The organism is Chryseolinea sp. T2 (assembly GCF_037203685.1).
Classification (GTDB): Bacteria; Bacteroidota; Bacteroidia; order Cytophagales; family Cyclobacteriaceae; genus Chryseolinea.
Genome location: NZ_JBBCAU010000002.1, coordinates 297,316 through 311,039, shown reverse-complemented (window position 1 = coordinate 311,039; position 13,724 = coordinate 297,316). Strand labels below are relative to the sequence as shown.

General features: G+C 47.0%; 9 protein-coding genes. 7 read left to right on the top strand and 2 right to left on the bottom strand.

Translation table 11 applies throughout. From position 1 onward, the window contains the following. Positions 1–29: 29 nt before the first annotated feature. From WBG78_RS06250 to WBG78_RS06220, 7 genes are all read left to right on the top strand, one after another. Positions 30–1,466 (top strand): BamA/TamA family outer membrane protein, encoded by a 1,437-nt coding sequence (locus tag WBG78_RS06250; protein ID WP_337325534.1) that lies wholly within the window; start codon positions 30–32, stop codon positions 1,464–1,466. 287 nt (positions 1,467–1,753) lie between these two features. Beyond that, positions 1,754–2,560 (top strand): hypothetical protein, encoded by an 807-nt coding sequence (locus WBG78_RS06245; RefSeq protein ID WP_337325533.1) that lies wholly within the window; start codon positions 1,754–1,756, stop codon positions 2,558–2,560. Next, positions 2,557–4,593 carry a ComEA family DNA-binding protein gene (locus WBG78_RS06240; RefSeq protein WP_337325532.1) on the top strand — a complete coding sequence of 679 codons (2,037 nt, stop codon included), beginning with the start codon at positions 2,557–2,559 and terminating at the stop codon, positions 4,591–4,593. Before WBG78_RS06245 ends, WBG78_RS06240 begins: the two co-directional genes overlap by 4 nt. Before the next feature lie 249 nt (positions 4,594–4,842). After that, complete coding sequence (locus WBG78_RS06235; RefSeq protein ID WP_337325531.1) at positions 4,843–5,571, top strand: head GIN domain-containing protein; 729 nt, start codon at positions 4,843–4,845, stop codon at positions 5,569–5,571. 460 nt (positions 5,572–6,031) lie between these two features. Beyond that, positions 6,032–6,355 (top strand): RNA recognition motif domain-containing protein, encoded by a 324-nt coding sequence (locus WBG78_RS06230; RefSeq protein WP_337325530.1) that lies wholly within the window; start codon positions 6,032–6,034, stop codon positions 6,353–6,355. Between the two features lie 329 nt (positions 6,356–6,684). Further along, complete coding sequence (locus tag WBG78_RS06225; protein ID WP_337325529.1) at positions 6,685–7,143, top strand: DoxX family protein; 459 nt, start codon at positions 6,685–6,687, stop codon at positions 7,141–7,143. Positions 7,144–7,262: 119 nt separating this feature from the next. Further along, positions 7,263–8,777, top strand: coding sequence for a gluconokinase (locus WBG78_RS06220; RefSeq protein WP_337325528.1), 1,515 nt, complete (start codon positions 7,263–7,265; stop codon positions 8,775–8,777). 80 nt (positions 8,778–8,857) lie between these two features. Here the strand turns inward: WBG78_RS06220 and WBG78_RS06215 are convergent, their stop codons facing one another. Beyond that, positions 8,858–10,105: a metallophosphoesterase gene (locus tag WBG78_RS06215; RefSeq protein ID WP_337325527.1), complete on the bottom strand. Its 1,248-nt coding sequence runs from the start codon at positions 10,103–10,105 to the stop codon at positions 8,858–8,860. Positions 10,106–10,259: 154 nt separating this feature from the next. Beyond that, entirely contained in the window at positions 10,260–13,670 is a 3,411-nt protein-coding gene (locus WBG78_RS06210; RefSeq protein ID WP_337325526.1) for an efflux RND transporter permease subunit, read from the bottom strand. Between the last annotated feature and the right edge of the window lie 54 nt (positions 13,671–13,724).

The window sequence follows — 13,724 nt, the reverse complement described above, 5'->3', positions numbered from 1 at the left end:
TTGTTGTTTGTGTCTTATGCCTATTGAGTTTGAGAGGTGCTTTGGCGACAGAGATTACCCTGAAGACAAACTTTGCATCAAACATTGCAATTGATACCATTAAGCGCCCGTTGCGTGGCAGAATGCCGATGGATTCAACAGGGCATCCACTCGCTGTTAATCGAATACTTATCGTTGGAAACCGGATTACCAAAGAACGAATCATCCTGCGCGAACTGACTGTTAAGTCGGGTGACGTTGTAAACAGTGCTGAGCTTCCGATCATCGTAGATCTCGACCGGAAAAAGCTGATCAACACGCGCCTGTTTAACACCGTCGAAATCAAAGTACTTGATTATGCCAATGGCACAATTGATCTTCTGATTGAAGTGAACGAGCGATGGTATACGTTCCCCTCTCCTATCTTCGAACTTGCCGATCGAAACTTTAACGAATGGTGGCAGAACTATAATCACGATTTCAGTCGCGTTAACTATGGATTGAGACTCTATCAATTCAATATGCGCGGACGAAATGAAACACTGCGTCTTACAGCCCAGTTCGGATTTCAAAGACGCTTCGAAATATCCTATAGATTTCCCTACATCGACCGAAAGCAGAAACAGGGGCTTATTCTGGATTTCGATTTTGCAGAAACTAAGAACCTGGCTTACCAAACGCTTGATCATAAGCTGGATTATCTTGAAGCAGAAAATCTGCTGCGAGTAACGCGTGGCGGAGGCGTTACATATACCTACCGGAAATCGTTCTACACGTCGCACTCACTTCGATATGAGTTCAGATCAACTTCCATCAATGACACTATTGCGTTGCTAAACCCCAACTATCTCGGTGACGCGCATCTGGAGGCACGATACAGCACACTCTCTTATTCTTTCAGCAACGATCATCGCGACTATATCGGTTATCCGCTTACCGGACACTATCTACTTGCTCAGTTCACACAATTTGGGCTGACCTCGAGTGACGATCTCCACAAGACAGAGGGAACGGTGACATTTGCCAAGTATATTAACCTCGGCAGCAACTTTTATTTATCAAATAGTACGACCGGATATCTGAGCGCACAAGCCAGTGTACCATACGTTGTAAATGGAGGGATTGGTTATCAGAGACGTATTGTAAGGGGTTATGAAATCTATGTAATCGAAGGACAAAACTATGCCCTCAATAAGTTGACCGTGAAGAAACGAATCTTCTCGAGGGTGTACAATCTAAACGCGATGCCTATACGCCAGTTCCGACATCTCCCACTTTCAGTTTATATCAAAACGTACGGAGATCTCGGATATGTGAAGAACTACGACAATTATGAAATCAGCAGTCGAATGGCGAACAAACTCCTCACCGGCGCTGGCGGAGGAATCGACATTGTTGCATCATATGACGCTGTACTTCGATTAGAATATTCCTTCAACGGTGAAGGCGAGAGCGGTTTCTTCTTTCACATTAAAAAGGAGTTCTGAACTTATTCCCACACATCTTCTTTTATCTGATAACGTTGTGCCAGTGCTGGCATGTGTAGTTATCTGATCCATATATCAGCTGTGGCCCTATAAGCTAACTTTAGCAACCTACAACATTTTGCTCTTCAACTATCCTGCTAAAATTCAGTAAGGAAATGCTGCGGCGTTTTGTTTCCGCCGTGGCCTAAGGCGTGGTGATATTGCTTCCGCAATGTTGTTAAAGCAAGTCTATCGTTGTGTATTACTTTTTGCTTTGCATCCTGGTCGCAGGAACTTTTTCCTTCTGTATGTCCAGCCCATCTCTGGCCCAAAGCGCAACCCCAATAACGGGTGCGCGGGGCCAGGGCATGGGAAATGCTACCGCTTGTTTAACAGACGAATGGTCGATGTTAAACAATGTAGCCGGGCTTGCAGGGACAAAAAGAAGTTCGATTGCCATCAGTTACGATGCACTGCCTGCCTTGCCTGCACTTGGGAAAATGGGATGTACTCTGGTTCATCCGGGAAAAGTCGCGTTGGGCGTAAGCCTGTACAGGTTCGGGGACGAAGTTTACCACGAGCAGATTGCGGCGTTGGGAGCAGCAACAAAATGGAGCCACACTCAGGTGGGGATGAAATTGAACCTGATCAATTATGCTGCTGATGGAATGGGAAGCAAATCGGTATGGTCAGTTAGCATGGGAGCTATAACTGAGCTGACGTCGTGGCTTATCGTAGGAGCACACATTACCAATGTAAATCAACCGTGGCTGTCGAAGCAGTCTGATGAGCGATTACCGACGGTCCTCACTGCTGGCCTACTCTTCACCCTGGAGCAAAATGTGATCGTCGCCACAGAGGTGGAGAAACGAATTAACGATACGGCTACAGGAAGAGCTGGTTTGGAATTCATCCTCCATAAGAAAGTAAAATCCAGGATTGGGTTTCAACTAAATCCACAGGCACTCACAGGGGGGATAGGATTCCATCTTAGGCATTTTTCGTCCGACTACGGCATTGTCTATGTGCAGGCGCTGGGACTGAGACATCAGGTTTCTCTTGCCTTTACACCGCGATTAACAAGGAAGAATGAACAATCCGCAGAAGACCTATGAAGGCACTTGTACCATTATTGATAGGTATGATTACAATGATTATCGCTGTAACAGCGCATTGTCAGGATGGAGAGCGCCAGGCAGAAATTACCCGTTTAGCGGAGGACCTTGTTGGAACTCCTGAAGACGACGACACATTTGAAGCATCCTTCGAGGGACTTCTGCAGACGCTTTCAAGACCATTGAACCTGAATGAAACAAATATTGAATCACTGCTTTCACTTGGATTATTAACGCAGGAACAATTTCAGGCAATTCATGCTTATCGGTCAAAGAATGGCGACTTTGTTTCCGTGTACGAGTTGCAGGCAGTACCAGGATTACCATTAGACGTGATTGAAAAACTTCGTCCATTTGTGACCGTGAAGAATCGTTCCGCTTCGATTGATCGATCTCTTGTTCGACGCATCAGGGCCGAGAGTGACAACTATCTCATCATGCGTCTCTCGCGAGCGTGGAATGCTGGCGAAGATCATCCGCCTTACACGGGATCGGCGGAGCATCTTTTGTTGCGTTTTCGTTCTCAACGTCCCGGTGATTTCAGCTTCGGATTTAACACGGAGAAAGATCCGGGGGAACCAATAGAATGGAACGGCAGAAGTCGATACTATGGGTTTGACCGATGGTCGTTTCATGCCCAACTTCAAAACAAAGGCGTGATCAAGAATCTGATTGTAGGCGATCTGCAGGCTCAGTTTGGCCAGGGCCTGGTCTTTGGAGGAGCATTTGGCCCCGGTAAAGGCGCAGAAACAATAACTACAATGCGGCGCGTGAATGTCGGGATCGTGCCTTACACGTCAGCCTATGAGGCAGGGAACATGCGTGGCATTGGGCTAACACTCTCACTCCCGCTAAAACTTGAACTTACCTTGATATGTTCACGTGCGCTTCGGGATGCTTCGGTTGATACACTAAATGGTAAGGCAGTCACCAGATCAATTCAAAAGTCAGGCCTTCATCGTACAGTGGGTGAAATGGAAGCAAGGCAGCGCATTCATGATACTCAGATCGGAGTGGTTTTGTCAAAGCGAATTCGTACCCTGGAAGCGGGGTTGATTTTTGATCGTAGCAGCTTTGAGATACCGGTTACTCCAAATGAGGCGAAATACAACCAGTATGCTTTTCGCGGAACGATCTTGTCTCACGTCGGCATATTTTTTACATACAATACCGGTCGTCTCTCCACATTCGGCGAATTCACAAAAGAACTGGGTCGCGGCACAGGTTCAGTACTTGGCATATTAGGGTCCATTACGAAGGGACTTGACGTAGCGTTGCTTGCAAGAAACTATGCGCCTGATTTCCAGACGAGATTCACAAATGGCATTAGCGAGAACAGCACGCCGACAAATGAGCGCGGGATATATCTCGGATGGCGACATCAATTCAACCGAAAAATTTCACTGACAGGGTATCTGGATCTTTTCTCCTTTCCGTGGCTTCGATATCGCGCGTATAGTCCTTCATTTGGGCATGAGTGGCTTTGGCGCTTCAGCTATCAGCCGTCGCGGAATGTGATGATTTTCCTCCAGGCGAGGGAGGAGTTCAAAGCAAGGAATTCATCATTCGATCAGGCAGCATATGTACAGAACGCTTGTGTCAAACATAATTATTGGATTCATGCCGAAACTGGTCTTCGCGAGCTTGTACGATTCATTACGAAACTCCAGATAAGCAGGTTTTCGGAACATGGAACAGCTACAACCGGACTTGCTCTTTCACAGGACGTGAGTTTGAAAGTAAAAGGACTTCAGCTGGTGGCCCGATATGCTTTGTTTGATGCTGAAGACTATGACAACCGTTTATACACGTATGAGAATGATGTTCTTTTTGCTTATTCCATGCCCGCTTATAACGGCACCGGTATACGCAAGATGATAATGTTGCAATACAATATTACACGGCACCTTACGGTTTGGGCCCGGTACGCCGAGACCACGAATATTTTGCCTGAATATCAGGAGCCCGGCCAAACAGGACGACATTATTCCGTCGGCAGAGATGTACGATTTCAGTTGCGTATTCAGTTCTAGTTTTCGTTTTTGCCACCTCATTATGCATGCGGTTAACCAAATAACCCCGGAAGTAATCCTTATCATGTGCATAGGCGGGATAGCCTTTGTATTGATAATGAAGGCTATCTTCAGAAAAGGCAAGTAAGGTTTTCTCCGAATTGACCCATAATTCGGCCCTCCCTGGCGACCAGTCCCCTTATGGGTCGTCCGATGATTTCAAAATGCGACGATTAGGAAGGTTATTTGACTAACCTAAAAACAACAATTATGAAACGTGTATTTGCATTGGCGCTGGTCGTTCTCGGTTTTACTCAACTGGCGCAGGCACAAACGACAAAGAAGGTACTTGAACTTCCTGAATTCAAGGGGATCTATGTAAACTCCAACTACACTGTTTATCTCAAACAGACGAACAAGCAGGAAGTTACGATCGAAGCACTTACTGAAATTTTCTCCCTCACCGAAGTTAAGGTAGAGAATGGAATTCTGATGGTTAATGTTGAACGCAAGCCTGACAATCCTAACAAGAGTATTTGGGCCAAGATCGACGACATCAAGTTGAATCCAACGATGAAGCTTTATGTGAGCATTAAGAACATCAACGACATTCAAATCAATGGTGGCGGCAAAGTCGTGTCTGAAAATTCTATTGCTTCAGACTATATCACCATGGGAGTTTCAGGTGCCGGTTCGATCGATATCGACCTTAAGGGTAACACGATAAAAGCTGAAGTGAGCGGTCCTGGTGCTTTAAACGTGCGCGGATATGCTTCATCTATGGATGCCCAGGTTAGCGGCACCGGTGCAGTAAACGCATATAACTGCAGTCTGGAGACAGCAAAGGCAAAGGTGACTGGCTCGGGGTCATGTTTCCTGAATGTCACCAATACACTTGATGCCATGGTTCTTGGAAGCGGTGCTGTGAAACACAAGGGCAATACGAAAACAGCTCAGAAGAAGGTTTATGGGTCAGGCGTGATAGAAAGAGCCTACTAAGGGTAGCAACGCCGGAGGGCCAAGTCTGATGGCGTTTTTCTGACGCTCTACAAAATTTTAGAGTACATTGCGGTTCTAAAACTGAAAAATCTTACGGACTATCTCGCCGTATCCGGCAGTATAAAATTTGGCATTCGGGCACTTCTGCTTCTCCATTGCATGTAGGTTTTAGCGATAAAATGCAGATTTTGGCGGATAAGTTGCAGATTCCGGCGGTTAACTACGTGCAATCGTTGACTCAAAACGACCTTAAAATACGTGTAGAAAATAGTACACAGCGCGGTACGTTACGAAATATCAAAAAAAACCACATTGTAATCTTTTCCCATTAGTCAAATTTTATTGCTACTTTTAACTGTTGATTGAACTTATTTTGTACCGGCCCTCTCTAAACCGCGAGTAGTTGAAGTCAAAGTTTGTCAGTTGACCTAAACTAATTTCTCATTTATTACTTTTAACAATGAACATTTACGTTGCCAACATCCCATTCAAAGCATCAGAACCAGAATTGAAGGGATTATTCGAAGAGTATGGCGAAGTTTCTTCTGCCAAAATTGTAATGGACAAGGTTACCCAACGCAGCCGCGGTTTTGGGTTTGTAGAAATGGCAGATGAATCCGCTGCGCGTCAAGCGATCACGAGCCTTAACGGTTTCAATTTTCTTGGAAAGACACTTGTAGTTAACGAAGCAAGACCTCGCACAGATGCTCCACGCAGTGGAGGTGGTGGGTATCGTGGAGGCAGCGGTGGCGGTGGTTTCAATCGCCGCAACAACGACTACTGATTTCTGTTTTACAGATATACACGAATCACTCGAATTTCAAAGGGCCGCTTAACAAGCGGCCCTTTTTCATTCTTCTTCACCATTAGCCTTCTTCTTCACTATTCAGCTTTCTGCGTCATTATTTAAGTCCTTCAGATTTTACCATGTAATCTTCGGGCCCTTCACCATTGGCCTTCACAGTCCCCCACATGCATTACCTTCGGCGATAGATGAAATCGTTTTGTTTGTTCCATTGCAGTAACGATCACAGCAATGTATTATTCCATTCATCTGACTTTCAATTCTCATCGGATTTTCGTAAACTTTGTATAGTTCCAAACGACATCATTATGAATATTATCTCTGACATGGAACGCTGGGGTAATAGTCACCGCCCCGGATTTCTGGATCTATTTCGTGTTATTCTCGGATTGTTCATTACCTACAAGGGACTCTATTTCATTACTCACATTGGTACACTAGAGATCACCACGCAAGGTCTGAATGCATATTTCGCGGGAGTTAACATTGCGCACTACGTGGCCTTTGCTCATATTCTGGGCGGGCCTATGATCCTGCTCGGCGTGTATACACGCTTTGCCTGTGTAATACAGTTGCCCATCCTTATCGGTGCAGTGTTCCTGGTAAACGCGCCAAAAGGATTTTTATCCCTGGGTCAGCACATGGAGCTTTGGCTTTCCATCATAGTGCTGCTGGGTCTAATCACATTTATTATTTTCGGCGCAGGCCGGTTTTCGGTTGACAATATTCGTCGCCGGGACGAGCAGGCGCATCTCGAGCACCATTAGTACGTTGGCCGTTGAAAGCACCTTGTAAACGGAAGTTTACCTAACCAGACCGAAGGGCACCTGAAAAAACAGGTGCCCTTATGTTTTAATTATTAAATTCATGCCCTCACTAATAGTTCATGGGCTACGTAATCGGAATTGATATTGGCACGGGCAGTACAAAGGCTGTTGCCGTTAGTGGGACTGCAAAGGTCCTGGAAGTTTGTCAGGCATCCTACCCTACCCTTCAACCACAACCGACCTACAGTGAACAAGACGCTGATGTGATCTGGAACGCAGTTGTAAAGTGCATAACTGATCTGACAGCTCTGATCGATGATACTCCGATTGCCGTTGTTTTAAGCAGCGCTATGCATAGCATATTGCTTACTGACGACAATGGAAAGCCGATTAGCAACATGATCACCTGGGCCGACAACCGAAGCGCTTCCGTTGCTGAAGAATTACGACGCTCCGCTTACGGCGAACTTATATACAACGAAACCGGTACACCTATCCATGCTATGTCGCCGTTGTGTAAGATCATCTGGATGAAGGATCACGCACAGCCATTATTTAAAAGGGCGGCGCATTTTATTTCTATCAAGACTTACATTTGGTTTCGTCTGTTTGGTGTATATGAAACAGACTACGCTATCGCGTCGGCGATGGGGATGTTTAACATTGAAAACAATCAATGGAATGAACGCTCTCTGAAGCTATGTGGCCTCCGTGCCGGTCAGCTTGGCGAACTTGTTCCAACTGATCACTCCCGTCCGGCAGGCAACGAGTTGGCTACACGTTTAAACCTTAGTGAGTCCACATTATTCGTAATTGGTTCGTCCGATGGGTGCCTCGCCAATGTAGGAAGCTTTGCCACCACACCCGGGACTGCAGCGCTGACAATAGGAACCAGTGGAGCCATTCGTGTTGCTGGTGAAAGGCCAACGCTGAACTATAGCGCAATGATCTTTAACTACAAGCTGTTTGATGATCTGTTCATCAGCGGTGGCCCCATCAATAACGGGGGTGTGGTGCTTAAGTGGTACGCGGAGAAATTCCTTCAGCGCACACTAGCATCGGAGGCTGACTATGAAAAACTTCTGGACGCAATCAGCGATACGGAACCCGGAGCCAACGGACTAATATTTCTCCCCTACCTGCTCGGTGAACGCGCGCCAATATGGAACAGTGAAGCAAGCGGGTCATTCTTTGGTATCCGGAACTACCATAGTCAGGCTCATTTCACGCGAGCTGTCGTGGAAGGCATCTCAATGGCATTGTACACTATCCTCCTTGAAATGGAAACCGCTGGGCTCGTAATCGATAAGGTCCATGTTAGCGGGGGCTTTGTGCATTCATCAGAATGGCTACAGATCCTGGCCGATATGTTTAACAAGCCGATAGTGTTGATACACGACGAGGATGCTTCTGCGATTGGTGCTGCGCTTATTGGGCTGGGAGTCGCCGGTTTGATGGACAACCTGCATCTTGAGTCTGAGACTTCACGAACCACTTTCATGCCTCGCCCCGAATACCGGGCAGTGTATGATATCACTTCAACAGTCTACCGCTCCCTCTACAACAAGATGACAACCGAGATGGAGGCACTCGGCACCCTTCGGCAGCTTGTGCCGTCGCGGACTATTTCGTAACCCAATCGGAATCTCCGAGCGGTCAGTGGGAATCACGCATTGCCGGAGTCCAAAGTGAAAGGACACAATGCGTAATATGATCAGGCCCGTTTTAGCTCAAGAATCGTTATCTCCGGAGGCATTCCAATTCGCCCCGGATATCCAAGGTATCCAAAACCACGATTGACATACAGGTACTGGCTACCCTCCTGATACAAGCCGGCCCATTGCTTATAGGCATATTGTGACGGGCTCCATTGATATCCTCCGATCTCAACACCGAATTGAAACCCATGCGTATGACCAGCAAGCATTAGGTCGATATCAGGATACAATTGTCTCACCTGCAAATCCCAGTGACTTGGATCGTGCGACAATAAGACTTTCACCGGCGCATGCTCGGTGCCGGCATATGCCTCATCCAGCTTTCCATACTTGGCAAATCCACGTCCGCCCCAATTTTCGATGCCTAATATTGCCAGCTCATCACCGCCTTGCTTCAGAATTCTGTTCTCATTCATCAGCAGATCGAAGCCCATGATCTTATGAGCCTCTTTAAGGTCCTTGAAATTCTGCTGCTTTTCATTCAGACTGGACCATCTGTGATAATCGCCATAGTCGTGATTACCGGTGATTGAATAGACGCCCATCGGCGCTCTCAGCTTATTAAAAACGTCAATGTATTCTTCCACCTCTGAAGCTTCGTTGTTCACCAGATCACCGGTAAAGAAAATGACATCTGGTTTTTCATTCAAAACCATCTCGACACCGCCCTTCACCGCGACCTTGTTGAAGAAGCTTCCGCTATGGATGTCGGATAGCTGCGCCACTCTGATTCCATCGAACGCCTTCGGCAGATTAGGAAGTAATACAGTTTTCCTCCGAACCCGATAGTCATGGGCACCTGATATCACGCCATAAGCCATTGCACCAAGAGGAACGCTTGTTGCAATCAGTGCGGCTTTCGCCAGAAATTCGGAGCGTGGAATTACATTTCCGGTGCCGGGAGTGGCTGACTTGTTAAATAGTCCTGAGACCCATTTAACGCCACGGGTAATGTCATCTACGAACAATACCAGTACACCAAAGATTTTGGAGAAGTAAAGGGCCACAAGCCCCGTCATCACCCAGGTCCGGAACTGAGCACTGTACTTATATGGGTCACCAAACATCCACCATCCCAGTGCGACGAATGCAAGGATTGTGGGTATCCAAAACGCAACTCTCAACCCCTGCTTCCAGGCGGGCGTCAATGAACCCGTGGCCAAAAGTACGGCCTGGTATAAGTAGTAGTCGACTACCACAAAAAATATCGCAAAGAAAATCGTTGTCATAATCCGGGCTTTCATGATATGTGCTTCAATTGACCTTGAACTTCAATTTGACCTTGAAATAGAGAACAAAGAGAAAGGTCGTCCTATTCACATAAGACGACCTTTGTTCAAAGTTATTTTAAAGTCTCACGGGAACTTATTACGCTGACTTCCCGTGACTATTCAATCGTTAGTTCAAAGCAACCGCGCTTTCATCGGACTCAGTACTTTCGGCCGGTTTAGGCTGTTTGCGGAAGATGCGAGCCTTCAGTTTCGCAACGAGTAAATACAGGACGGGTACCAGGACCAGAGTAAGGATCGTTCCAAATACTAACCCGAAGATCATTGTCCAGGACAAAGGTCCCCAGAAGGCAACGTTATCACCACCGAAGAAGATGTGAGGATTTAGTTCCGTGAACAATGCAACGAAATCGATGTTCAACCCCACAGCCAAAGGAATCAGACCTGCAGTTGCTGCCAGCGCCGTAAGTAGAACGGGCGTCATACGAGTGCGCGCAGCCTCGATGATGGCTTCTTTAAGCGGAACCCCTTGTGCAATCAGGAGATCGGTAAACTCCACCAGCAGGATACCATTCCGGACAACAATGCCTGCAAGTGCCAGCAGCCCCACTCCACTCATTACGATAGAGATCTCCATCTTGAACAATGAGAACCCTATCAGTACACCAATGATACTGAACAAAATCTCAGAGAGGATAATGACAGGCTTACTGGTTGAGTTGAATTGCAACACGAGGATCATGAAGATAAGCATGCCGGCAATTCCGAAAGCGCGACCAAGAAACTCAGTTGTCTCTGCCATGTCTTCCTGTTCGCCAGTCATCTTATATTCAACGCCGTTTGGCATCTGAAAATCGGACAACTCATCCTTTATCTGTTGCACGATCTCGTTTGCGTTATAACCACTCAAAACGTTTGACGAAATGGTGATAACGCGCTTCTGATCGATGCGCTTGATACCGGCGTAGCTATTTGAATAATCAACACTTGCTATTGCAGACAGCGGCACCTGGCGAACCTGGCCACCGGAAGTCATGTCGCGGAATGTCACCGGAATGTTCAACAGGGTATTGATATCGTTGCGCTGCGACTCGGCAACACGCACCTGGATCGGATAGTCGTCGTTCTCATCGCGGAATTTAGAAACTTCAACACCGTAGATTGCCGTGCGTAAGATCATACCAATGGTCCCTGTGGCAATACCTTCGCGGTTAGCCTTCTCGCGATCGATATTGATTACGATCTCCGGCTTGTCGGCCTGGAAGTCAGACTTCAATTCCTCCACTCCAGGGATCTGAAGTGAATCGAGATACTTCCGTGCACGGGCAGCGGTGGCTACGAGATCTGAGAAATTGTCGGCGGAGAACTCAATATTAACCGGTTTACCTGTAGGCGGTCCACCTTGCTCCTGATCTACGGTGATTTCTGCACCCACAATACCTTTCACCGACTCACGAATCTTGTCCATGTAGAGACGTGTATTCTGACCATCGCGTTTAGAAAACTCAACAAAGGCCACCGTCACTTTACCGAGGTGAGGATTGGTTTGTGCGCCGGATTCAAAAGGATTTTCACTGGCACCGATTGACACGTTTGATATGATCGACTTAACGATGGGATTGGATTGTCCCATCACTTTCGCTACGCGTTGTTCGACCACGCGTGTTACAGAATCCGTAACCAGCTGATCTGTGCCTATGGGCATGCGGACATAAGCAAAGATGAAGTTCGGATCTCCTTTAGGGAACGGAACTACATCCGGCTTGCGAATGGCAGTAAAGACAATCGAAAATATGAACAACGCCACGATGCTTGCAACAACCCACAGTGGACGGTAGCGATGAAGCAACCAGGTGATTCTTCGTGTGTACCATCCCTGGAATCTCGGCCAGATATTGGTCTGGAACCCACTGATGGCGCGGACCAGCACAAAGTGATACAGACAGAATACCAGGTAAAGGAACACGACGAAGTTACCGAAGCCAATCAGTCCAAACACATATGAAACCAGTGCAATAGATCCGAACACTACAGACGTAACCTTGAAACCGCGTGTGAATTTGCTTTCCTCGTGAGCGTGATCATGTTCGCTCATGAAGTCAACTGCGAAAACAGGGTTCATGATGTAAGCCACGAGCAATGAAGCAACGAGTACGACGATCAGTGTAACCGGAAGGAAGTACATGAAGCTTCCGATGATACCGGGCCAGAAGATAAGTGGACTGAATGGCGCCAGCACAACCAAAGTACCCGTAAGCACGGGAAGGAACACTTCACCCGCAGCGATCTTGGCGGCGCGTTTAATCGGCACCTTGCCGTTGTCGTAAATACGGTGAGTATTTTCGATAACAACAATGGCATCATCCACCACAATCCCCAATGCCAGGAGGAATGAGAAGAGTGTCATCATGTTTAGCGTAAAGCCAAACACTGTGTCGATGAAGATGAAGGCGATAAAGCTTGATATCGGCACGGACAAACCAACGAAGATCGCGTTTGTCGCACCCATGAAGAACATGAGAATGATTGTTACGAGAACGAAGCCTATGATAATGGTATTCACCAGATCGTGAAGCGTCATCCGCGTGTTTTCGGATTGATCGGCTGTGATGGTAATCTTCGCGCCTTCGGGCAATACATTCCTTTCAAAATCCTTAACCATCTCAAAGATCTTATCGGATGCATTGATCAGGTTGGCACCTCCACGCTTAATTACGTTAAGTGTAATTACGTTTTTGCCGTCGAGGCGCGCGAAGCTTTCCTGCTCTTTGTGGCTGTCAATTACTTCAGCAACATCCTTGAGTCGAATGCGACCACCTTTGGTAGAGGTCACGACGAGTTCGCCCAGCTGTTCGGCGTTGGCAAATTCGCCATTAACACCCAACGAGCGCTTCATACCATCAACCGTAACCTGACCGCTCGGGATGATTCTGTTTTCATATCCTACGGCACTTTGAATGTCGTCGAGGCTCACCCCTGCCTGCGCAAGTTTAAACATGTCGACATTGATCTGGATTTCGCGATCCAGAGCACCAACGATATCCACCCGGCGGATCTCCGTTAAAGATTCTATTTTATCCTGAAGGTCGTCACCGTACTTCTTTAGTTGCTCAAGGCTGAGGTCTCCGGCAATGTTGAGGTTCATGATTGGAACCTCAGAAATGTCGATATCAATTACCTCGGGATCGTTCTCCAGGTCACTTGGCAAATCCTGCTTAGCGCGATCAACTGCGTCCTTAACATCCTGCTTCGCCTTGTCAATCTTTACGTCGGTTTGAAACTCGACGATAACGTTAGAGAAATCCTGCAGGGAGTTACTGGTCATCTTCTTGATGCCGGAGATTGATTTGATCTCCTTCTCCAACTGCTTTGTAATAAGGTTTTCAACATCTTCAGGAGGTCCCGGATACACCGTTGCGATATAAATCTGCGGAAAAACGACCTCCGGGAACTGTTCCTTAGGCATACCGTTGTATGCCATGATTCCGGCCAGCGTTATAATAACTGTAGCAACGTAAATGCTAATCTTATTATCAATGGCCCAGCTGGTGGGCTTAAATTCTTTACCTGCGTCTTGCATAAGTCTGGGGTTAGTGGGTGTGCGGAGGCCATTTGCTCCGCATTACCACGTGGT

Excerpts from the sequence above, each read along its gene's own strand:
- WBG78_RS06245 (WP_337325533.1), top strand. The coding sequence starts at position 1,754 with ATGTCCAGCCCATCTCTGGCCCAAAGCGCAACCCCAATAACGGGTGCG.
- WBG78_RS06240 (WP_337325532.1), top strand. The coding sequence starts at position 2,557 with ATGAAGGCACTTGTACCATTATTGATAGGTATGATTACAATGATTATC.
- WBG78_RS06235 (WP_337325531.1), top strand. The coding sequence starts at position 4,843 with ATGAAACGTGTATTTGCATTGGCGCTGGTCGTTCTCGGTTTTACTCAA.
- WBG78_RS06230 (WP_337325530.1), top strand. The coding sequence starts at position 6,032 with ATGAACATTTACGTTGCCAACATCCCATTCAAAGCATCAGAACCAGAA.
- WBG78_RS06225 (WP_337325529.1), top strand. The coding sequence starts at position 6,685 with ATGAATATTATCTCTGACATGGAACGCTGGGGTAATAGTCACCGCCCC.
- WBG78_RS06220 (WP_337325528.1), top strand. The coding sequence starts at position 7,263 with ATGGGCTACGTAATCGGAATTGATATTGGCACGGGCAGTACAAAGGCT.
- WBG78_RS06215 (WP_337325527.1), bottom strand. The coding sequence starts at position 10,105 with ATGAAAGCCCGGATTATGACAACGATTTTCTTTGCGATATTTTTTGTG.
- WBG78_RS06210 (WP_337325526.1), bottom strand. The coding sequence starts at position 13,670 with ATGCAAGACGCAGGTAAAGAATTTAAGCCCACCAGCTGGGCCATTGAT.